The sequence below is a fragment of the Sphaerisporangium fuscum genome, assembly GCF_018531465.1.
GTDB lineage: Bacteria > Actinomycetota > Actinomycetes > Streptosporangiales > Streptosporangiaceae > Sphaerisporangium > Sphaerisporangium fuscum.
In genome coordinates, this window is record NZ_JAHDTF010000008.1 from 236,796 (window position 1) to 256,872 (window position 20,077).

Annotated in this window: 19 protein-coding genes; 6 read left to right on the forward strand and 13 right to left on the reverse strand. The window is 71.1% G+C overall.

Annotated features, from left to right (window positions below; all coding sequences use genetic code 11):
* Positions 1-32 precede the first annotated feature (32 nt).
* The 5 genes from KIK05_RS11885 to KIK05_RS11905 all read right to left on the reverse strand — a co-directional run bounded on the left by KIK05_RS11885 (position 33) and on the right by KIK05_RS11905 (position 5,278).
* Positions 33-707 carry a cupin domain-containing protein gene (locus tag KIK05_RS11885; RefSeq protein WP_214410699.1) on the reverse strand — a complete coding sequence of 225 codons (675 nt, stop codon included), beginning with the start codon at positions 705-707 and terminating at the stop codon, positions 33-35.
* The gene (locus KIK05_RS11890; protein ID WP_308249868.1) at positions 704-1,585 is read right to left on the reverse strand and encodes a DUF6807 domain-containing protein; all 882 of its coding nucleotides are present in this window, start codon (positions 1,583-1,585) and stop codon (positions 704-706) included. Before KIK05_RS11890 ends, KIK05_RS11885 begins: the two co-directional genes overlap by 4 nt.
* Positions 1,582-2,619, reverse strand: a complete 1,038-nt coding sequence (locus tag KIK05_RS11895) for a Gfo/Idh/MocA family protein (RefSeq protein WP_214410761.1) — start codon at positions 2,617-2,619, stop codon at positions 1,582-1,584. The genes KIK05_RS11890 and KIK05_RS11895 overlap by 4 nt, the downstream gene beginning before the upstream one ends.
* Positions 2,619-4,124 (reverse strand): glycoside hydrolase family 30 protein, encoded by a 1,506-nt coding sequence (locus KIK05_RS11900; protein ID WP_308249869.1) that lies wholly within the window; start codon positions 4,122-4,124, stop codon positions 2,619-2,621. Before KIK05_RS11900 ends, KIK05_RS11895 begins: the two co-directional genes overlap by 1 nt.
* Positions 4,125-4,255: 131 nt before the next feature.
* Positions 4,256-5,278, reverse strand: coding sequence for a LacI family DNA-binding transcriptional regulator (locus KIK05_RS11905; RefSeq protein WP_214410700.1), 1,023 nt, complete (start codon positions 5,276-5,278; stop codon positions 4,256-4,258).
* Positions 5,279-5,518: 240 nt separating this feature from the next.
* Here KIK05_RS11905 and KIK05_RS11910 point away from each other — a divergent pair, with 240 nt between their 5' ends.
* From KIK05_RS11910 to KIK05_RS11935, 6 genes are all read left to right on the forward strand, one after another.
* Complete coding sequence (locus KIK05_RS11910; RefSeq protein ID WP_250562630.1) at positions 5,519-6,811, forward strand: extracellular solute-binding protein; 1,293 nt, start codon at positions 5,519-5,521, stop codon at positions 6,809-6,811.
* 105 nt (positions 6,812-6,916) lie between these two features.
* Positions 6,917-7,918 carry a carbohydrate ABC transporter permease gene (locus KIK05_RS11915; RefSeq protein ID WP_214410701.1) on the forward strand — a complete coding sequence of 334 codons (1,002 nt, stop codon included), beginning with the start codon at positions 6,917-6,919 and terminating at the stop codon, positions 7,916-7,918.
* Positions 7,915-8,784, forward strand: coding sequence for a carbohydrate ABC transporter permease (locus tag KIK05_RS11920; RefSeq protein WP_214410702.1), 870 nt, complete (start codon positions 7,915-7,917; stop codon positions 8,782-8,784). The genes KIK05_RS11915 and KIK05_RS11920 overlap by 4 nt, the downstream gene beginning before the upstream one ends.
* 72 nt (positions 8,785-8,856) lie before the next feature.
* Positions 8,857-10,242, forward strand: coding sequence for a glycoside hydrolase family 5 protein (locus tag KIK05_RS11925; protein WP_214410703.1), 1,386 nt, complete (start codon positions 8,857-8,859; stop codon positions 10,240-10,242).
* Positions 10,243-10,324: 82 nt separating this feature from the next.
* Positions 10,325-10,555, forward strand: coding sequence for a hypothetical protein (locus tag KIK05_RS11930; RefSeq protein ID WP_214410704.1), 231 nt, complete (start codon positions 10,325-10,327; stop codon positions 10,553-10,555).
* On the forward strand, positions 10,545-10,802 hold the full coding sequence (locus tag KIK05_RS11935) for a type II toxin-antitoxin system PemK/MazF family toxin (protein WP_308249870.1): 258 nt from the start codon (positions 10,545-10,547) through the stop codon (positions 10,800-10,802). Before KIK05_RS11930 ends, KIK05_RS11935 begins: the two co-directional genes overlap by 11 nt.
* A gap of 74 nt (positions 10,803-10,876) precedes the next feature.
* Here KIK05_RS11935 and KIK05_RS11940 read toward each other — a convergent pair whose 3' ends face one another.
* The 8 genes from KIK05_RS11940 to KIK05_RS11975 all read right to left on the reverse strand — a co-directional run bounded on the left by KIK05_RS11940 (position 10,877) and on the right by KIK05_RS11975 (position 20,024).
* A complete protein-coding gene (locus KIK05_RS11940) occupies positions 10,877-11,860 on the reverse strand; it encodes an AurF N-oxygenase family protein (protein ID WP_214410705.1) in 984 nt (327 codons plus the stop codon).
* 102 nt (positions 11,861-11,962) lie between these two features.
* Positions 11,963-13,327: a sensor histidine kinase gene (locus KIK05_RS11945; RefSeq protein WP_308249871.1), complete on the reverse strand. Its 1,365-nt coding sequence runs from the start codon at positions 13,325-13,327 to the stop codon at positions 11,963-11,965.
* An 82-nt stretch (positions 13,328-13,409) separates the two neighbouring features.
* A complete protein-coding gene (locus tag KIK05_RS11950) occupies positions 13,410-14,390 on the reverse strand; it encodes a M24 family metallopeptidase (protein ID WP_214410706.1) in 981 nt (326 codons plus the stop codon).
* Positions 14,387-15,301: an ABC transporter ATP-binding protein gene (locus KIK05_RS11955; protein ID WP_214410707.1), complete on the reverse strand. Its 915-nt coding sequence runs from the start codon at positions 15,299-15,301 to the stop codon at positions 14,387-14,389. Before KIK05_RS11955 ends, KIK05_RS11950 begins: the two co-directional genes overlap by 4 nt.
* Entirely contained in the window at positions 15,298-16,494 is a 1,197-nt protein-coding gene (locus KIK05_RS11960; RefSeq protein ID WP_250562631.1) for an ATP-binding cassette domain-containing protein, read from the reverse strand. The genes KIK05_RS11955 and KIK05_RS11960 overlap by 4 nt, the downstream gene beginning before the upstream one ends.
* Positions 16,491-17,342 (reverse strand): ABC transporter permease, encoded by an 852-nt coding sequence (locus KIK05_RS46830; protein ID WP_308249872.1) that lies wholly within the window; start codon positions 17,340-17,342, stop codon positions 16,491-16,493. Before KIK05_RS46830 ends, KIK05_RS11960 begins: the two co-directional genes overlap by 4 nt.
* Positions 17,339-18,439, reverse strand: a complete 1,101-nt coding sequence (locus KIK05_RS11970) for an ABC transporter permease (protein WP_214410708.1) — start codon at positions 18,437-18,439, stop codon at positions 17,339-17,341. Before KIK05_RS11970 ends, KIK05_RS46830 begins: the two co-directional genes overlap by 4 nt.
* Positions 18,414-20,024 (reverse strand): ABC transporter substrate-binding protein, encoded by a 1,611-nt coding sequence (locus KIK05_RS11975; RefSeq protein ID WP_214410709.1) that lies wholly within the window; start codon positions 20,022-20,024, stop codon positions 18,414-18,416. The genes KIK05_RS11970 and KIK05_RS11975 overlap by 26 nt, the downstream gene beginning before the upstream one ends.
* Positions 20,025-20,077 lie beyond the last annotated feature (53 nt).

Sequence of the window (20,077 nt, forward strand, 5' to 3'; positions counted from 1 at the left end):
CCGTCGCGGCCCGCCTCACCACCAGGAGAAGGTCACTCACCGTGGGGATAGGTCTCGAGGCGGCCGCACATGCCGAGGCGGGGTTCGGGTGGGGCGGAGACCACGCGGGCCCGCCTGAGGTGGGCCGGGTCCCCCCGGCGGAGCGCGCGGAGCTGGGCGCCGGTGTCCTCGGCCGTGCGCAGCGCCCCCTCGCGCCACCGCTTCTCGAACGCGTCCAGCTTCCCCGAGACGATCTCGACGGCCTGCCGGTGGAAGGCGGCCAGGGCGTCGCGGCCCGCCCGGCGCAGCTCCAGGAAGCCCTCCATCGCCAGGTCGCGGCGGCGCCTGGCCCCCTCCTCGCCGTCGATCGCGGCCGCCCGGGCGTACCGGTCGGGGTCGGCGAGCACGGCGGGCGGGAAGGTGAACACCGCGTCCCCGGCCTCGGGAAGGCCGCTGTTCTGCATGATCACCACGATGCGCAGCCGCCCGTCGTCGTTCAGCAGCCGGTGGATCGTCCCCGGGGTGAACCAGACCACGGCACCCGGCCACAGCGGCGTCTCGGCGTACCCGTCCCACGTCAGCGTCTGCACCGCGCCGTTGCCCTCGACCACGACGTACGCCTCCGAGCACAGCAGGTGCATGTGCGGGGAGCCGCCGCAGACGCCGTCGGCCGCGGGCCAGTCGTAGACGCGCAGCCCCGAGACCCCGACCCCGCCGGGGAAGCTCACAGGTCCCCCTCCTCGCCGCTCATCGGGTGGGCGAGCACGTACTCCTCCAGCCGGTCGCGGTCCCAGGCCCCGTCGGCGACCACCACCCGGTAGCGGAGGCTCCATGTCGCGCCCGCGGGCAGTTCGACCTCCTCGTGGAACGCCAGCGAGGGGTTGACCGCGGCGAACGGCGTCGTGCGGACGAACCACGTCGTGCCCGGCGCCGCCATGAACAGCAGCGTGGAGGCGCGGTCGACCTCGTCGTGGGGGCCGGTGTAGGCGAGCCACGAGGCCGTCCGGCCCATCATCTCCGGCCCGCCCCGGCCGTCCTCGGCGATCACCTGGCCGTCGGTGAAGCACCGCGGGCCCCGCCAGAACAGCCCGCTGTACCCGGCCATGGGCCTGCCCTCGGTCGCCGGGCTGCCGAACCGCAGCGGCTCGCCCCGCACGTTCGTCATGGAGGTGGAGATCGACAGCGCCCACGAGTCGTCCTCGACGTCGTGCACGGCCAGCTCGCGCACCTCGTCCACCCAGTGCTCCCCGGCCTGGGTGTGCCAGGTGAGCCGCTCGCGGCCGGGGGAGGTGAACTCCTCGTGCCGCATCGTGCCGACGTTGGGCAGGTCGACGTACCCGGCCCGCTCGCGCACGTAGCTGCCGCCGCCCCAGAAGTTCTGGCCCGACAGGTGGGAGGCCGTCATCTGCAGGCCCTTGTGCCAGCGGTGGTCGTGCGGCCGGTAGGCGGTCACCACGTCACCCCGCAGGGTGCGCAGCGGGTGGGCGTACGGCTTGGGCGCCTCGAAGGCGGGCATCTCGGGCCGGTAGACGTAGCGCATCAGCTCCACGCCGCCCGCCCCGGCGACCAGCTCGGTCCCGGTGTCCTCGACCGTGGGCTCGCTCACGGCGTCAGGCCTCCGTCCAGGCGGTGGTAGAAGGGGTCGTCCAGGGTGATCTCGGAGCGCCGCACCGGCCTGCCGGTGAACGCCGAGGCGTACAGCCCGGTGACGAACTCCAGCGTCCGCCGCGCCTCGGCCCCGCTGAGCGCGGGCCGCTCGCCGCGCTCGTAGGAGTCGAGCAGGGCGGCGAGCTGGGCGGCATGGGAGCTCGGCACATCGTCCGGGGGCCGCCACGGCCGCGCGGGGGTGCACGTCCAGTCGGCGTTGCGGTAGCCGTACAGATGCCGCAGCTCGACGGTCGCCTCGGCGAAGTCGAAGCGCAGGTAGCTCTCCTCGCGGCGCGACAGCACGCTGTTGACCACCGACGCCACGGCGCCGCTGGCGAACCGTACCGACGCCAGCGAGACGTCCTCGGTCTCCACGGGGCGGTCGACGCGGCGCGCCATGGCCCGAATCTCCTCCCACTCGCCGAGGACCGACAGCATGAGGTCCATCTGGTGGATGCCGTGCCCCATCGTGGGGCCGCCGCCCTCGGTGGCCCAGGTGCCCCGCCACGGCACCTGGTAGTAGGCGGCGTCGCGGTACCATGCCGTCACGCACAGGGCGACCATGGGACGGCCGAGCTCGCCGCCGGCGGCGAGGGCGCGCAGGTGGCGGGCGCCCGAGCCGAAGCGGTGCTGGAAGACCACGGCGGCGTAGGCGCCGTTCTCCGCCGCCGTGATCCGATCGTGTTCCGCCAGTGACAGGCACAGCGGCTTCTCGCACCACACCCACGCCCCGGCCCGCAGGCACTCCACCACCTGCCGGGCGTGCAGGTACGGCGGGGTGCAGACGTGCACGAGGCCGGGACGCTCGCGGGCGAGCATCTCACCGAGATCGGTGTAGGCCTGGGGGATGTCGTGCTCGGCGCAGAACGCCTTCACGCGGTCGCCGTCGACGTCGACCGCCGCGACGACCTCCGCCCGGTGGCGCTCGCCGGCGAGGGCGGGCATGTGGCAGGCGCCCGCGATGCCGCCCGTCCCCACGATCGCGACCCGGATCACGGGGCCTCCTCGCCGGCGGGGCCGGCGCCGTCGCGCCGGTCGCCCAGGACGATGGTGGTCAGCGAGCGCGGGGCCAGCTCGGCCCGCAGGCGTGAGCCTCTGCCGTGGACGGCGTCCACCGGGGCCAGCGAGTGGGCGGAGTCGGTGAGGTAGGCGGTGGCGCGGCGCGCGTCGCCGGTCGCCAGGCCCAGGTCGGCCGTGACGGCCTCGGTTCCGGTGTTGATGACCTCGACCACCGTGCCGCCGCCGGCGTTGCGGAAGGCCGACACCTTGAGCCCGTCGCCGGTGACGCTCGCCCCGACGCGGACCGCGCCGGGCCGGATGAAGCGGCTGTAGGCGGCGAGGGCCCACAGGCGCTTGGAGACGTGGTAGGCGTCGCCGTCGAGCTGGATGAGGCCGCGCGTGGCGCCGAGCGACGTGCCGAACCAGTACACGTACCCGCTGACCCCCGCGCCGGTCAGCGCCTGGTGGATCGCGGACGCCACGGCGAGGCCGTCGTACCCGCTGCCGTCGTCCCAGCTCTCGTTCCAGGTGGTGCCGTTGGGCGACCACTCCGACATCCAGGTGTTCCGCCGCGTGGGCAGCGGGTGGTCGGCCGGGTCGACGTACGGATGGCCGGTGTGCGTGGTCACCCATCCGCGGGCCTCTGGGTCGGCCTCGATCGCCTTGGTGAAGGACTCCTGGACGGCCCAGCCGGCCGCGTCGCAGCAGGCGAGCTTGAGCCCGGCCTTCGCCGCGACCGGGCCGAGGATCTTGACGAACTCGGCGGCCTGCTGCGGGGTGAAGCGCATCGAGGCGTAGGACACCGTCAGGTCGGGCTCGTTGGTGAACCCGATGTCGGTGATCCTGATGCCCTCCTTGGCGTAGAACCTGGCGTACTGCACCAGGTAGTCGGCGTAGGCGCGCCGCCAGTCCCCGCTCGCGCAGTTCGTGCCGCTCAGGCCGCACAGGGTGCCGCCGCCGGCGTCGGTGCCGTTGTCCTTCATGTAGCCCGGGGCGCTCCAGGCGTCGGCGTAGAACCGGCGCACCCCGTAGGCCTTGGCCTGCCGCGCGAGCCACACCTGGCCGCCGTCGTCGCCGTCCCACTGGTAGGCGGGTTCGGCGCCGGGCCCGCCGGGGTCGTCGGGCGCGATGGAGCGCATGTGGTCGTACACGTCGTCGGAGGAGGAGCCGACGCCGAGCCGCAGGATGCTCAGGCCCGCGCCCTTGGTACGGCTGAGCAGCAGGTCGAGGATCTCCTTCTGGTGCTCGGGGGACAGGCCCCGGGCGCCGTGCAGCAGCGCCGCCCGCTGGAACGCCTGCGAGAAGCCGAACCCGTCGATCGGCTGGTATCGGGTGCGCCCGTCCACCACGATCTGAGGGGAAGCGCTTTCCTGGGTCGTGTAAGCGCTTTCCAGGGGCACCTCGGCGGCAGCGTCCGCCGGTGCGGCCGAGGCGTGCGCGGCGGCCGGCGTCGCCAAGGCCAGCGCGGCGGCGAGGGAGACGTACGCTCGTCTGGGCACCCGGACCCTCCCGAAAGTTTCAGAAGATTGACGAGACTTTTCGTGCCCTGAAACCTAGGTGGGTTCGCCGCGTGCGTCAAGACCTCCCGGCTCCCTCTGTCAGGACGCCCGGAGGCTGGTGAAAGGTTTCGTCAAGCCCGCCGCGGGGCCGGGGGAGCCGTGCTGTCCCTGACCAGCAGGTCGGTGGCCAGCTCGACCCTGCGGGTCTCGAGCGTATCGCCGCGCGAGATCTCCAGGGCCATGCGCGTGGCGAGGGCGGCCATCTCCTCCAGCGGCTGCCGCACCGTCGTCAGCGGCGGCCACGCCGAGCGGGCCAGCGGCAGGTCGTCGAACCCGACCACGCTGAGGTCGTCCGGGACGCGCAGCCCCGCGCGCCGGGCCGCCTCGAACACACCGAACGCCTGCATGTCGCTGCCCGCGAAGATGGCGGTCGGCGGGTCGGGGAGCTCCAGGAACGCCTTGCCGTGCACGTAGCCGGAGTCGACAAGGAAGTCGCCGTGCCGGATGAGCTCGGGGTCGACCGGGACCCCGGCGGTCTCCAGGGCCGCGCGGTAGCCGTCGATGCGGGCGCGGCTGCACAGCATCTCGGGCGGCCCGCCGATCATGCCGATGCGGCGGTGCCCGAGCTCCAGCAGGTGGCGGGTGGCGGCGAGGCCGCCGTGCCAGTTGGTGGCGCCGACCGAGGCGACGTCGGGTGCCGGCTCGCCCTCGGGGTCGACGATGACGAACGGGATGGAACGGGCCAGGAGCTGGCCGTGCTGGCGCCGGGTGAGCCGCGAGGCGACCAGGACGACGCCGTCGGTCCGCCGCGCGGCGATGCGGTCGAGCCAGTCGCGGCCGGGGCCGGAGTGGGTGTGGAGGACCGAGACGACCACGCCGGCCTCCGCCTCGCGCGCGGCGGTCTCCGCGCCCCGGATGATCTCCATGGCCCACGGGCTCTCGATCTCGGCGAAGACGAGGTCGACCAGGCCCACCGGGCCGTCGCTCTGCCCGGTGCGCCGCTTGTATCCATGCTGGTGGAGCAGGCGCTCGACGCGGCGGCGCGTCTCCGGGGCGACCTCCGGACGGCCGTTGACGACCTTGGAGACCGTGGGGACGGAGACCCCGGCCTCCTCCGCGATCAGGGCGATGGTGACCCGTCTCTTCGCTGACATGCCACGGAGTTTATCCGAAAGCTTTCGGGATCTCTCCCTCGAGCCTGAGGTGCCGCCGCCGTCCATGGCGCGACGGGTGCTGTCCTGGGCTCGCCCAATCAGTCTCTCTGCGGCTATTGACGGGTTACGAGCACTTTACGTACTCTCCGGGTCACGAAATATTCGGGGGTTCAAAAGAAACTTTCAAGAAACCCGGCGCGCTTCCGGAGCGATCCGTCAGATGAGGAAGGAACCACGGAGATGTCGTTGAGTCGGCGAGGTGTGGTGGCGCTGGCGGTGAGCACGTTGGTGCTGGCGGCGTGCGGCGGCCAGGGAGGCGCCGGCGGTACGGCGGGCGGGCCGGCCTCCTCCGGCGGGAAGGTCACCGTGGAGTGGTGGAACATCTCCACCACCGAGCCGCTGAAGTCGTTCTGGGCGCAGAAGGTCAAGGAGTACCAGGCCGCGCACCCGAACGTGACGATCAAGAACGTCCCGATCGAGAACGAGGCCTTCAAGGCGAAGATCGCTACCGCCACCCAGTCGGGCAAGACGCCCGACATCTACACCACCTGGGGCGGCGGCGTGCTGAAACAGCAGGTCGACGCCGGACTGGTCAAGGATCTCTCCTCCGAGGCCGCGACCTGGATCGCCGACTTCACCACGGCCGCCCTCCAGGCCTACCAGTTCGACGCCAAGACCTACGGGATCCCCACCGACATCGGCATGGTGGGGTTCTGGTACAACAAGGCGCTGTTCGCCAAGGCCGGAGTCACCACGCCCCCGACGACCTGGGCCGAGTTCCTCGACGTCGTCAAGAAGCTCAAGGCGGCGGGCATCACGCCGATCGCCCTGGCCGGCAAGGAGAAGTGGCCCGGGCACTACTACTGGGCCTACCTCGCCATGCGGGTCGCCGGCCTGGACGCGCTCAAGCAGGCCGCCGTCGACCACGACTTCACCAAGCCCGGCTTCGTCGCCGCCGGCGCCCACCTGAAGGAGCTCGTCGACCTGCAGCCGTTCCAGAAGGGCTTCCTCGGCGCCGCCTACTCCACCCCCGACGGCCAGGCGGCGACCATGGGCAACGGCAAGGCGGCCATCGAGCTGATGGGCCAGTGGGCGCCCACCGTCGAGAAGGACGCCGGCAAGGGCATCGGCAAGGACCTCGGCTTCTTCCCCTTCCCCACGGTGGAGGGCGGCAAGGGCTCGGCCGGTGACGTCTTCGGCGGCGGCGGAGGGTACGCGATCGGGGCCGGCGCGCCCAAGGAGGCGGTCGACTTCCTGAAGTTCATCTCCAGCAAGGAGGTGCACCGCCAGGCCGTGGAGACCGGGGCCGTCCTGCCGGTGCTCAAGGGCGAGGAGGACGCCGTCAAGGACCCGAACCTGGCCGTGGTGGCCAAGGCCCTCGCGGGCGCCAGCGGGTTCCAGCTCTACCTCGACCAGGCCTACCCGCCGGCCGTGGGCCAGGAGGTCAACGACAGCGTGGCCGCGCTCATCGCCGGCTCCAAGAGCCCCGAGCAGGTCACCCAGGCCATCACCGAGACGGCCAAGAACGAATAGGGACGCGCCCCGGAGGGTCCCCGCCGGGCAGGCGGCGGGGACCGCGCGCGGTCATGAGGAACGGGACGGACGGACGTCCGGGCCCGCGGGCGGGAGTGGAGCGAGATGACACGTCCGGCGCTGACGGATGCACCACCGCGGGCGGTGGCGGGGCCGCCGCGAAGAACCGGGCGGCCGGTCGCGCCGTCCGCGCGCCGCCGCAGGTTCGGGACCCTGGTCACGATCACGCTGTTCGTCCTGCCGGCGCTGGTGCTGTTCGGGCTGCTGGTGCTGGCGCCGATCGCCGTCGCGGCGTACACGAGCCTGTTCAAGTGGAACGGCCTCGGCGGCCTGCCGACGGACTTCGTCGGGCTGGACAACTTCACCCGCATGTTCGCCGACGAGGTCTTCATCGGAGACCTGCGGCACGGCGCCCTGCTCATCGTGCTGTCACTGGTGATCCAGCTGCCGCTGTCGCTGGCCCTGGCGATGCTTCTGAACCAGAAGATGCGCGGGCGGGCGTTCTACCGGCTGCTCTTCTTCGCGCCGTACGTGCTGTCCGAGGTGATCACCGGCGTCCTGTTCGGCATGATCCTCTCGCCGGACGAGGGGCTGGCCAACCAGATCCTCTCCGCGGCCGGGCTCTCGTCGCTGCAGTCGACCTGGCTCGCCGACCCGGACACGGTCATGATGTCGCTGTTCCTCGTGATGACGTGGAAGTACTTCGGCTTCCACATGATCCTCTACCTGGCCGGGCGGCAGGGGATCCCGAAGGAACTCGGCGAGGCCGCCGCGATCGACGGCGCCGGCAGCTGGCAGCAGTTCCGGTACGTCACGCTGCCGCTGCTCGGGCCGACGATCCGCATCAGCGTCTTCCTGTCGGTCATCGGGGCGATCCAATTGTTCGACCTGGTGTGGGTGCTGACCGCCGGCGGCCCCATCCACTCCTCCGAGACCATGGCCGTCACCATGTTCCAGTTCGGTTTCAAGCGGTCCCAGCTCGGCTACGGCAGCGCGATCAGCGTGGTCATGTTCCTCATCAGCATGGTCTTCGCGCTCGGCTACCAGCGGTTCGTCCTGCGCCGCGACACTCAAGGAGCGATCACTTCCATGGGAGACCAGCGATGAGCGCGCCCGCTCGTACGGCCGGCCACGTCCGCCCGCGTGCCCGGCGCTCCTGGGCGAGGTCCCTGGCCCTGCACACCGTCGTGATCGTCATCGCCGCGTTCGTGATCGTGCCGCTGCTGTTCGCGCTGGTGGGCGGGTTCAAGGACACCAGCCAGCTGTCGACCAACCCGTTCGGCCCGCCCTCGCCGTGGGTCCCGGAGAACTACACCGTCCCGCTCTCCTCGGGGTCGTTCTGGCGGCAGCTGTTGAACAGCGTCCTGATCGCGCTCGCCACGACGCTCATCGTGGTCGGCCTGTCGGCGATGGCGGCGTTCGTGTTCGCGCGCTTCGCCTTCCGGGGCAGGGAATTCCTGTTCACGCTGTTCACGATGGGACTGATGTTCCCGTTCACCGTGGCCATCCTGCCGCTGTTCGTCCTGCTGCGCATGCTCGGGCTGCTGGACAACCCGCTCGGGGTGATCCTGCCGCAGGCGGCGTTCGGCCTGCCGATGACGATCATCATCCTGCGGTCGTTCTTCCGGACCATCCCCCGCGAGGTCGAGGAGGCCGCGACCATCGACGGCTGCACGAGCTTCGGCTTCTTCCTGCGCATCCTGCTGCCGATGGCCCGGCCCGCCCTCGCCACCGTGTCGGTGCTCGCGGTCGTGGCGAGCTGGAACAACTTCTTCCTGCCGCTGGTCGTCTTCAACGACCCCAACTGGTGGACCATCCCGCTCGGCGTCCAGCAGTTCTACGGCCAGTACTCCTCCGACACCGCGCGCATCCTCGCCTACGTCGTGCTCGCGATGGTGCCCGCCCTCGCGTTCTACTCCGTCGCCGAGCGGCAGCTCATCGGCGGCCTGACGGCAGGGGCGACGAAGGGCTGAGCCCGCCGTCCGTCCCGTTTCCAAGACGCCGGCCCGCCCAGGGCCGGCGCGGCTTCCCTCGAAGGAGTGTCGATGACGCTGCGGGTTTCAGGATCGAGCCTGGTGGACGAGGCCGGCGGCCCGGTGCGGCTGCGCGGCGTGGGCCTGGGCGGCTGGATGAACATGGAGAACTTCATCACCGGCTACCCGGCCAACGAGTCCGCCATGCGGGAGGCGGTCGGCGAGGTCCTGGGGGAGGAGCGGGCGGAGCTGTTCTTCGACCGCCTGCTGACCTCCTTCTTCGGGGAGCCGGACGCGGCCCTGCTGGCGGAGATGGGGGTCAACTGCGTCCGAATCCCGGTGAACTACCATCACTTCGAGTCCGACGACCGGCCCATGGAGATCATCGAGGACGGGTTCCGGCACCTGGACCGGGTGATCGGCCTGCTCGGCGCGCACGGCATCTACAGCGTGATCGACCTGCACGCCGTGCCGGGGGCGCAGAACCAGCACTGGCACTCCGACAATCCCACCCACGTGGCCTCCTTCTGGCGGCACCGGCACTTCCAGGACCGGGTGGTGCACCTGTGGGAGTTCATGGCCGACCGGTACAAGGACCACCGGTGGGTGGCGGGCTACAACCCGGTCAACGAGCCCGGCGACGTCGGCGGGCGGGTCGTGGGGCCGTTCTACGACCGGCTGGTGAAGGCGCTTCGCGCGGTCGACCCCTCGCACGTGCTGTTCCTGGACGGCAACACCTACTCCACCGATTTCTCGATCTTCCGTGAGGTCTACGAGAACACCGTCTTCGTCTGCCACGACTACGCCCTGGCCGGCTTCGCGCACGGCGGGCCGTACCCCGGGTACACGCGCGGGGAGTGGGTGGACCGGGCCCAGCTGGAGGCCACCTTCGAGCGGCGCACGGTCTTCCAGCGGGAGACCGGCACGCCGATCTGGGTGGGGGAGTTCGGCCCGGTCTACACGGGGGACGCCCGGGTGGACGGGCAGCGGTACCGGATCCTGCGCGACCAGCTGGAGATCTTCGACGCCCACCGGGCGGGCTGGTCGCTGTGGACCTACAAGGACGTCGGCCTGCAGGGCCTGGTGCACGCCGACCCCTCCGGGGACTACCTGTCCCGTTTCGGCGACTTCATCGCCAAGAAGCGCCGGCTGGGCGCCGATCGGTGGGGCTCGACGATGGAGGAGACCGCCGAGGCGCTGGCTCCGCTGTACCGGCTGCTGCAGAGCGAGTCCCCCTCGTGGAACCCCTACCCCTGGGGCGCCCGCTACCAGACCGACGACCTCGTCCGGCACATCCTGATCGCGCAGGCGCTGCTGCCCGAGTACGCCGAACTGTTCCGCGGCCTGGACGACGAGCGACTGACCGCCCTGGCCGACTCCTTCGCCCTGGCCAACTGCGTCCGCCGCGCCCCGCTCATCGACCTCCTCACCGAGAACCTGTCCCGCCCCACCGCCTGACGCGGGCTGGTCACAGTAAGCATTCGAATGACTTCACAATGCGCTGAAAGGTCTGCGGGATGACCGGTCGTAGAGTGAAGATATGGGCGTGCTCACTGTGCAGATCGACGCGAGGACAGAGAAAGCTCTGGCCGAACTGACCGCCGACGGCAGATCCATCACTGATGTCGTCCGTGAAGCTCTTCTCATCGCCAGCCGCCTTCGCCGCATGGAGGTGGCCCGGCTTGAGGCCCAGGACCTGGCCGGCGACCCCGAGGAACTGGCAGAGCTAAAAGCCGTTCGCCGTGATCTGGGAGAAGACTGTGCGTGGTGATGTATACCGCTTGCGCACAGCGATGGACGCGGTCGGCCATGAGCAGCGCGGCGAACGCTTCGCCGTACTTCTGCAGTCCGATGCGCTTACGTCATCCGAGTTGAACGGCAAGGCCACACGCGTCCTCGTGGACCAGCTGAAGGCCGTGGACACGTCGCGGCTCGGGGATTTCGCGGGGCGACTGGATCCGGCCGAGATGGAAGAGATCGATGAAGCGCTCCACGTCATGCTCGGCTTGCTGACCTGAGGGGGCGGCCGAAGGAGTGGTGCGAGTGGTCTCACCCGAGCGGCGGTTGAGACCTCGCAGTGAACACGGGTGGCTCACTGGGCCGGCTCGTGGGCGGGCCAGATGCCCATGGTCTTCCAGATCCGGAGGCTCAGGGGGTTGATCAGGCCGATCTCGGTGCAGAGTTCGCGGGTCCTGGCGAGGGAGGCGCGGGTCTGCGCGGCCGTTTCGGGGTTGTCGAGGTACACCTCGCGGACGACGTCCTCGGGGATGGCGAACCTCCTGATCATGGCGCCGGGCGGCGACAGCATGACCCTCGCCATGATGCCGAGGATGACCGGGGCGATCAGCGAGAGGGCCAGGCGCCGGGCGCGGGGGAGGGCGGGCACGCGGCGGCGCAGGTAGTGGCGGGCGAACGAGATGTGCCTGGCCTCCTCGGCCACGTGGATCCGGATGATCGCCTCCTCCAGCGGGTGGCGCACCCGGCCTTCCTTGAGCATCCGGCGCTGGACGTGGTCGATGGGGTCCTCGCCGCCGAGGACGAAGACGAAGAACAGCTCGGTGGAGATGAGCGGGATCCACGGCACGACCTGGGCCATCAGGCTGAGGTGCCGGGGCATGCCGCGGATGGGGAGCTTCGTGCGGTTGACGAACTCCTGGAACATCATCCCGTGATGTCCCTCTTCGATGGTCTCGTGGTAGACGTACCGGAACTCCGGTGAGCCGTTCGGGAGCCGGTAGGCGTAGTTGAGCAGCCCCCGCTTCAGCAGGTTCTCGAACTGGAGGCCGATCTTCATCGCGGTCGCCACCCGCCACAGGCCGATCCGGGCCCGGACCTCCTGCGGCTGCGCCCGGTACCAAGGGTGGGACCCGAGGGCGTCGACCAGCGGCATCTCCCACCGGGGATCGGTCTGGACGACCGCGAACTCCGGGTCGTCCCACGGGATGTCGACGTACGGCTCCCAGTGCTTGTCGACCGAGGCCTTCGACAGGCGCTCGATCACCGTCTCGTAGGCCCGCTGGGCGGCGGCCTCGCCGTCGTGTCGCGTTTCCGGAGTGTGATCCCTGGCGACCGTCATCGCGCACTCCCATCGCATCGCCCGGAAGACAATTGTACGGGCGATCCAATAGCGCGGAAAGGCCACATCTCCATGTCCGCCGCCGTCCGCGCCGGGCCCGCATCAGCTCGGCCGTCGTACGGCGAGGAGGGGCATCCGCAGGACGAACCGGGCGCCCTTCGGGGAGTCCTCGATCCTGAGGGTGCCGCCGTGCTGCTCGGCGACGTCCCTGGCGATCGCCAGCCCGAGGCCGGTGCCCGCCTTGTCCCGCTCCCTCGCCTCCTGCAGGCGGGTGAAGCGCTGGAAGACGATCTCGCGGTGCTCCGGCGCGACGCCCTCACCGTCGTCGATCACCTCCAGCTCCGCGTGGTCGTTCCCCCGCCGGGCCGTGATCGTGATCGTCGAGGTCGCGTGCCGCTCGGCGTTGTCCAGCAGGTTGGTGAGCAGGCGGACGAGCTGGAGCCGGTCGCCGCAGACCACCACGCCGGGCTGGAGGTCGAGCACGATGCGCTTGCCCCGGAAACGACGGCCGACCTCGGTGCGCACCAGCTCGGCGAGGTTGATGTACTCCCGGCTGACCTTCGCGCCCGCGTCGAGCCGCGCGATCACCAGCAGGTCGGTCACGATCGCCTGGAGGCGGTCGAGGCTCAGCAGCTGCGCCTCGGACATCTTGATCCAGTCGGTGTCCTCGGGGTGCATCAGCGCCTCCTCCACCTGCGTGCGCATGGCGGTGATGGGGCTGCGCAGGTCGTGGCCCGCGTCGGAGGCGAAGCGCCGCTGCCGTTCCACCGCCTCCTGCAGGCGGTCCAGCGTCTGGTTCACGGTCTCGGCCAGGTTGCCGATCTCGTCGTGGTGCGGGGACGGGGTCACGCGGCGGCTGAGGTCGGAGGCGGTGATCTCGGCGAGCTCCCGCCGCACGGTGTCCACGGGCGCCAGGGACCGGCGGACGATGCGGTAGGTGCCGAAGGCCGTGGCCGCGACCAGGAGCACCGAGCCGCCGAGGAGCATCCCGACCAGCCGGAGGTCGACGTACCACGGGATGACCGGGGCGGCCGCCTCGATGAACCAGTCGCCCTCGGGCCGGTACACCCGTGCCGCCGTCACCAGCATGCACGTGTCCTGGTACCCGGGCACCGGCACGTTGCAGAGGATCTTGTGGATCTCGATCTGCCCCACCGCCGGTGCGAACTTCACGACGGGCGCACGGCCGGCGGCCTCCTGGGTGGCGGAGACGACGCGGCCGTGCTCGTCGAGGACCTGGACGATCACATCCTTCTGCGGGGGCAGCAGGCGCGGGAGAGCGCCCAGCCTGATCAGGCGGGTGACGTTGAGGTCGACGAGCAGGACCTCGTGCAGCCGCTGGTTCAACGCCACGTTCCGGGTGCCGGCGAGGACGAGCAGGCTCACGCAGGCGCACGCCACTGCCGTGACGGCGCCGGCGACCAACGTCAGCCGAGCCCGTACGGAGCAGTCGCGCCCGAGCCTCACCGCGCCCCCCTGTCCGCCTCGTAGATCACCTTAAAACGGAGTCTGTCGAGGTCGGAGCAGTGAAAGGGCAAGGTGTCAGAAACTATGGATCAAGGACATGCAGCGTGAGGGGGGCCTGGTTCAGCGTCCTGGCTCCGTTCGCGGTGCATTCCACCACATCTCCCACCCGCGCACCGTAAAGCTCCGGAACGTGGATGGCGGGCGCGATCGTCACCGTCATGCCCGGGGCGAGCACCGTGGGATCGTCCGGGGTCAGCCACGGAGCCTCCCGGCGGTCCAGGCCCACGCCGTGGCCGGTGCCCCGCTCGGCGTAGCGGCCGAAACCGCTCTCGTCGAGCACGGTCCACGCGGCGGCGTCGACCTCGGCGGCCGTCACCCCCGGCCGTACGGCCTCGATGGCGGCCGCCCGGGCCAGGAGCAGCACGGCGTGCAGCGCGTCGAAGTCCTCGGGCGGCTCGGCCACGACGAACGCCCGGCTGGCGTGCGCGTGGTAGCCGTCGTGCTGCGCGGTCACCTGGATGGTGACCGCGTCGCCGGGGTTGATGACCCTCGGGCCCGGCTTGTGCTCGGGACGCGCGGTGTTCTCCCCGGCCGCCACCACGACCGAGACCTGCTCGCCCGTCCACGGCATGCTGGCCAGCCGCACGGCCATGTCCGACTCCGCCGCGCCGAACCAGGACATCCTGGCCGCCGCGCGGAAGACCCGGTCGGCGGCGGTCGCGGCCCGCTCGATGGCGGCGAGCTCCTCCGGCCGCTTGCGGATCCGCAGCGGGTCCAGCACGCGGGACGCCAGCACCAGGTCCGCCTCCACGCCCAGCGCGAACAGCTCGTGCACCCGCATCTCGGTGTCCACGCCGACCCGACCCGCCCCCGGCGGCACCAGCGCGGCCGCCTCGGCGGCGTCGGCGGCGAACACCGGCGGCAGACCGGGGACCAGGACCAGGAACCCCGAGGTGTCGTGGCCCACGACATATCGCAGGCCCAGGGACGGACGCAGTATCAGCGCGTCGAGCCTCGCCGCGGCCATCCCATCGAGGACGGCTGCCAGGACCTCCCCGGTCATGGCTGCTGGTGTAGCCAGCAGGACACCGGCCCGGGGGCGGGCTCCTTCTCGGCGCAGACGTCCATGGCCATGGGGCAGCGCGGGTGGAAACGGCACCCCTGCGGGGGGTCGGCGGGGTCGGGGACGTCACCGGGCAGCTCGGCGGGCAGCGTGCCGAGCCCGTCCGGCTCCGGGATCGCCCGCAGCAGCGCCTGGGTGTACGGGTGGCGCGGGTTCTCCCAGACCTCGGCGGTGGGCCCGGTCTCCACGATCTTGCCCAGGTACATCACGGCGATGCGGTCGGCGATCAGCCGCACGACGGACAGGTCGTGGCTGATGAACAGCAGTCCCGCGCCCGACTCCACGGCGAGGTTGCGCATGAGGGTCGCCACCTGCGCCTGCGCGGAGGCGTCCAGCGCGGAGATCGGCTCGTCGCCGATCAGCAGCGACGGCCGCGCGGCCAGCGCCCGCGCGATCGCGATGCGCTGGCGCTGCCCGCCGGAGAACTCGTGCGGGTACCGCTCGGCCATCGCGCCGGGCAGGCCCACCCGCTCCAGCATGCCGCCGGGCGTCGTCTCGCGGTCGCGGGCGGTCTCCAGGCCGTCGGCGATCTGCGCGCCGATCCGGCGGCGGGGGTTGAGGGAGGCGTACGGGTCCTGGAAGACCATCTGGATCTTCATCAGTCCCGCGTCCCGGCGGCGCAGGCCCAGCCGGGTCACGTTGCCGCCCTCGAACGCGATCTTCCCGCCGCTGGTGGGGGCGAGGCCGCAGATCGCGCGGGCCAGCGTCGACTTGCCGCAGCCGGACTCGCCGACCAGGCCCACCACCTCGCCGGCCTCAACGGCCAGGCTGGCCCCCGCCACCGCCCGTACGGCCGGACGGCCCGGCGTGCGGTGGTCGACGACCAGGTCCTCGACGGTCAGCAGGCTCACGAGCCCTCCTTCGGCGGTGAGTCGGTGGTGTCATCGGCGCCGGCGCCCTCCGCCGCGTCCGCCGCGACCTCGTCGGTCGTGTCGGTCTCGGCGTCCGGGGCGGTCTTGTCGATCTCGGCGTCCGCGACGGCCTCGTCGGTCTCGGCGTCCGCCGTGGCCTCGTCGGTCTCGTCGGCTTTCACGTCCGCGACCGTCTCGTCGGTCGTGTCGGTCTTGACGTCCGGGGCGGCCTTGTCGGTCTCGGCGTCTTGGACGGCTTCCCCGGTCTCGGTGGAGGCCGTCGCCGAGCCCTCCTTGGGCAGGGCGTCCAGCAGGGCGCGGGTGTAGGGGTGCTCCGGATCGCGCAGCACCTTGCCGCGCGGGCCCGTCTCCACCACCAGCCCGTCCTTCATGACGCTGACCTCGTCGGCCACGGCCGACATGACGCCGAGGTCGTGGGTGACCAGCAGCACGGCAAGGCCGAGGTCGTCACAGAGGCTCCTGAGCAGCCGCAGCACACCGGCCTGCACGGTCACGTCCAGGGCCGTGGTGGGCTCGTCGGCGATCAGTACCTTCGGGCCGCACGCCAGCGCCACCGCGATGGCGATGCGCTGGCGCATGCCGCCGGAGAACTGGTGCGGGTACCGGTCGACGGCCGCCGCGGCTCCGGGGATGCGTACCTGCCCGAGCAGCTCGATCGCCCGCGCCCGCGCCTCGGCCTTGCCGAGGCCGAGGTGGTGGCGCATGTGCTCGGTGAGCTGGCGGCCGATCGACAGCATGGGGTGCAGGCTGGTGGCCGGGTCCTGGAAGACCATCGCCACCTCGCGTCCCCTGACCTTGTTCAGCTCGCGCTGGGGGAGGTCGAGGAGGTTCCGCCCCTCGAGGAGGATCCGGCCCGACGTACGGGCGCCGTGGGGGAGCAGGCCGAGCGTCGCGAGCCCGGTCATGGTCTTGCCCGAGCCGCTCTCGCCCGCCAGGCCGTGCACCCGGCCGGGCATCAGGGTGATGTCGACGCCGTGCAGGATGTCGTGCGCGCCGATGGAGACCTTCAGGCCCTCGACGCTCAGCACCGGAGCCGCCACCGTGCCGGCGGCGCCGCTCGCGCGCTCCGAGACCTCACTGACCGTCGTCGCCGAGGCTTCGGCCGGCTCCGCGGCCTCGCCGGTGGTCGTCGCGGGGGCCTCCGCGGTCTTCGCAGGGTCGCTCGCGGTCATAGCGCACGCTCCTTGATGGCGCGGGCCGTACGGGGGTCGAGGGCGTCGCGCAGGGTGTCGCCGAGGAAGTTGAAGGCGAGCACCACGGTCAGGATGGCGAGGCCGGGGAAGGTCGCGACCCACCAGCTGTCGAAGACCTCCACGCCGGAGGCCACCATCGCCCCCCACTCCGGGGACGGCGGCTTGGCGCCGAGCCCGAGGAAGGACAGGCCCGACAGCAGCAGCAGCGCCGTGCCGATGTCCAGCGTGGCGAGCACCAGCACCGGGCCGGTGACGTTGGGAAGGACGTCGACCCGCAGCGACCGCCAGGCGGAGAAGCCGAGCAACCGTCCGCTGAGCACGAACTCCCGCTCGCGCATGCCGAGCACCAGGCCGCGCGTCACGCGGGCGTACGCGGGCCAGGCCACCACCAGGACGGCCAGCACCGCGTTGGTCAGGCTCGCGCCGAGCGCGGCGGCCACGACCATCGCCAGGATCACGGTGGGGAACGCGAAGACCAGGTCGGCCAGCCGCATGATCCCCTCGCCGATCCAGCGGCCGAAGTATCCGGCGCACGCGCCGAGGATGCCGCCGACCAGCAGGGACAGCACGACCAGCAGCAGCGTCAGCGGGATCGACACGCGGGCGCCGTACATGATCCGCGAAAGGATGTCGCGGCCGAGCTGGTCGGTGCCCAGCCAGTGGCCGGGGCCGGGGGAGGCCAGGCGCGGGAGGTCCTGGGCCAGCGGGTCGTGCGGGGCGAGCAGCGGAGCCGCCACCGCGACCACCAGCCACGCCGCGGCCACCACGCAGCCGACCACGGCGAGCGGCTGGCGCCACGCCTCGGGGAGTCGCGAGAGGATCCTCACGCGAGCCTCACTCTCGGGTCGATCACGCCGTACAGGATGTCGACCACCAGGTTGATCAGAACGTACACGGCGCCCACCACCAGGCCGACGCCCATGACCGCGGGCAGGTCGAGGGTCGTGGCGCTCTTGTAGGCGTACTGGCCGATGCCCGGCCGGGCGAAGACCGACTCGACGAGCACGGTGCCCGACAGCAGGCTGCCGAACGCCAGACCGGCCACCGTGATGATCGGCACCAGCGCCGACCGCAGCACGTACCGGAACAGGATCGTCCGTCCGGGCAGCCCCTTGGCCCGCGCCGCGCGCACGTAGTCCTGCCCGAGCACCTCCAGCACCGCCGAGCGGGTGAAGCGGGTGAGCAGGCCGATCGTGTAGAGGGCCAGCACCAGCGCGGGCGTGATCAGGTGCCCCACGGCGGAGGAGAACACGTCCCACTGGCCGGCGATCGCGGCGTCCACGGTGTAGAGACCGGTGACGGCCGGCGGGGCGGACATGTCGGGAGCGACGCGGCCGCTGCCCGGGGTGATCTGCAGGCGGAAGAAGAAGACGTAGAACGCCACCAGGGCCAGCCAGAACGTCGGAACCGAGATGCCGACCAGGCTGAGCACCCGCAGGGCCTGGTCCGACAGCCGGTCACGGCGCAGCGCGCTGATGACGCCGAAGGCGACGCCGAGGATCAGCGAGATGACGATGGCCGCGCCGGCCAGCTCGATCGTGGAGGGAACGAACTCCGCCATGTCGTCCAGGACGGCACGGTGACTCTGCTGGCTGATCCCGAGGTCTCCGTGCAGCAGACCACCGAGGTAGGTGAGGTACTGCGCGGGGAGCGGCTTGTCGAGTCCGTGCTGGGCGCGGAACTGCGCGACGATCGTGGGATCGCCGAGCGCCGCCTGACCGAGGTTGGCCGTGACCGGGTCGCCCGGCACGAGGTTGGTCAGGATGAACGTCACGAGGGTGATACCGAGGCCCAGCAGCAGCGCGACGGCGATCCTGCGGAGCAGGAACTTCGCCAGCGGGTGCCGGGTGCCGCCGCGGCGGGCGGCACGGCCGGAGGCCGCACCGCCCGCCGGGCTGTCACTTGACGCCGAGGGTTGCGACATCGATGGACCACACCGGGTTGAACGCGATGCCGGTGACGGAGGCCGCCGCCACCACGTTCTGGCTGGGCTGGAGCAGCGGGATGAACGGGCTGGAGGCGTTCAGCTTCGTCTGGATGTCGGCGTACAGCTGCGTGCGCGCGTCGTCGCCGATCGCGGCCGCGGCCTTCTCGCCGGTCGACTCGAGATCCTTGTCGGCTCCGGCCTTCCAGCCGGCGCGCAGGCCGACCGTCTTGCCGGGGAGGAAGGCCAGGTAGTCGCTCGGGTCCGGGTAGTCCGGGCCCCAGTACCACAGGCCGATCTCCTCCTTGCCCTTGCGGTAGTTCTCCAGCGCGGTCGCCACCGGGGCGGGGACGAGCTCGACGTTGATGCCGACCTCCTTGAGGTTGGCCTGGATCCGCTCGGCGAACGGCTGGAACACCAGGCCCTGCAGGGTGAGGTCGCTCGGGTACTCCAGCTTCACCGTCGGATTCTTCTCGCCGCTCGCCGCGACGGCGGCCTTGGCGGCCTCGACGTCACGCTTGACGGCCTGGTCCTGGGGCAGGGCGCCGAGGAACATCGACGGGATCACGCCCGGCGACGCGACCGAACCCTCACCGGCGAGCTCCACCAGACCGTTGTAGTCGATGCCCTTGCGGATGGCCTCGACGATCTTGGGGTTGCTGGTGGCCTTGCTGACGCCCGGGTCCTGGTTGGCGAACAGGAACACCACGTTCGCGGACGCGGTCTTGATCGTCTGCAGGGTCGAGGGGAGGCCCTTGACCTGGTCACCGTTGAGGTCCAGGGAGATCTGGCTCTCGTTCCGCTGGACGTTCAGCTTCTGGGTGGCCGCCGGGACGTTGCGGATGATGACCTTCTCGTAGGTCGGCTTGGTCGCCCCCCAGTACTTGGGGTTCTTCTTCAGCACGATCTGCGTCTGGGCGTTGAAGGACTCCAGCGTGTACGGCCCGGAGCCCGCCGAGGTCTTGTTGAGGAACTGCTCGGCCTTGTCATTGGCGTCGGCGCTGCCGCCGTTCGCCTTGACGACCTTGGAGTTGACGATGCCCAGCGCCGGGTTGGGCAGGATGTACGGGAGCGCCGCGTTGGCGACCTTCGAGGTCAGGGTGACCGTCGTGTCGTTGGTCTTGGCGACCTCGACGCCGTCGAGCAGGAAGGAGGGGGTGCCCTTCATGTCGCGGACGCGGTTGAGGGAGAACACCACGTCGTCGGCGGTCACCGGCGAGCCGTCGGCGAAGGTCGCGCCCTGCTTGAGCTGCAGGGTGAGCTTCTTACCGTCGACGCTCAGCTCGTAGGACTCGGCGAGGGCCGGCACCGGCTTGGTCAGGTCCGAGCCGTTGAAGGTGAGCAGGGTATCGTAGAGGGCCTTCTCGGCGATGAGAGCGGTGGGCTCGTACGTGCGGCCGGGGTCCACGGTCTTGATAGTGAAGGACGTGTCCATCACCAGGGTCTTGCTCGCGCCGCTCGGTGAGGCGGTGCTGGACGAACCGCCAGTGGAGCAGGCGGCGAGGGAGAGCGCACCGGTCAGCAGGACCGGCAGCAGTGCCGCCTTCGCCTGCCCTATGGTGCGGCGCCGTGAACGGGTCGCCATGCTATGTCCTCCGGTATCACGTGGGAAGTAGACGATTGTTACCGTGTCGCGCA

What these genes read in the sequence shown, in the direction of transcription:
- KIK05_RS11905 (WP_214410700.1), bottom strand. Translation starts at nt 5,278, where the DNA reads ATGTCAGCGAAGAGACGGGTCACCATCGCCCTGATCGCGGAGGAGGCC.
- KIK05_RS11910 (WP_250562630.1), top strand. Translation starts at nt 5,519, where the DNA reads ATGTCGTTGAGTCGGCGAGGTGTGGTGGCGCTGGCGGTGAGCACGTTG.
- KIK05_RS11915 (WP_214410701.1), top strand. Translation starts at nt 6,917, where the DNA reads ATGACACGTCCGGCGCTGACGGATGCACCACCGCGGGCGGTGGCGGGG.
- KIK05_RS11920 (WP_214410702.1), top strand. Translation starts at nt 7,915, where the DNA reads ATGAGCGCGCCCGCTCGTACGGCCGGCCACGTCCGCCCGCGTGCCCGG.
- KIK05_RS11925 (WP_214410703.1), top strand. Translation starts at nt 8,857, where the DNA reads ATGACGCTGCGGGTTTCAGGATCGAGCCTGGTGGACGAGGCCGGCGGC.
- KIK05_RS11930 (WP_214410704.1), top strand. Translation starts at nt 10,325, where the DNA reads ATGGGCGTGCTCACTGTGCAGATCGACGCGAGGACAGAGAAAGCTCTG.
- KIK05_RS11940 (WP_214410705.1), bottom strand. Translation starts at nt 11,860, where the DNA reads ATGACGGTCGCCAGGGATCACACTCCGGAAACGCGACACGACGGCGAG.
- KIK05_RS11950 (WP_214410706.1), bottom strand. Translation starts at nt 14,390, where the DNA reads ATGACCGGGGAGGTCCTGGCAGCCGTCCTCGATGGGATGGCCGCGGCG.
- KIK05_RS11960 (WP_250562631.1), bottom strand. Translation starts at nt 16,494, where the DNA reads ATGACCGCGAGCGACCCTGCGAAGACCGCGGAGGCCCCCGCGACGACC.
- KIK05_RS11970 (WP_214410708.1), bottom strand. Translation starts at nt 18,439, where the DNA reads ATGTCGCAACCCTCGGCGTCAAGTGACAGCCCGGCGGGCGGTGCGGCC.
- KIK05_RS11975 (WP_214410709.1), bottom strand. Translation starts at nt 20,024, where the DNA reads ATGGCGACCCGTTCACGGCGCCGCACCATAGGGCAGGCGAAGGCGGCA.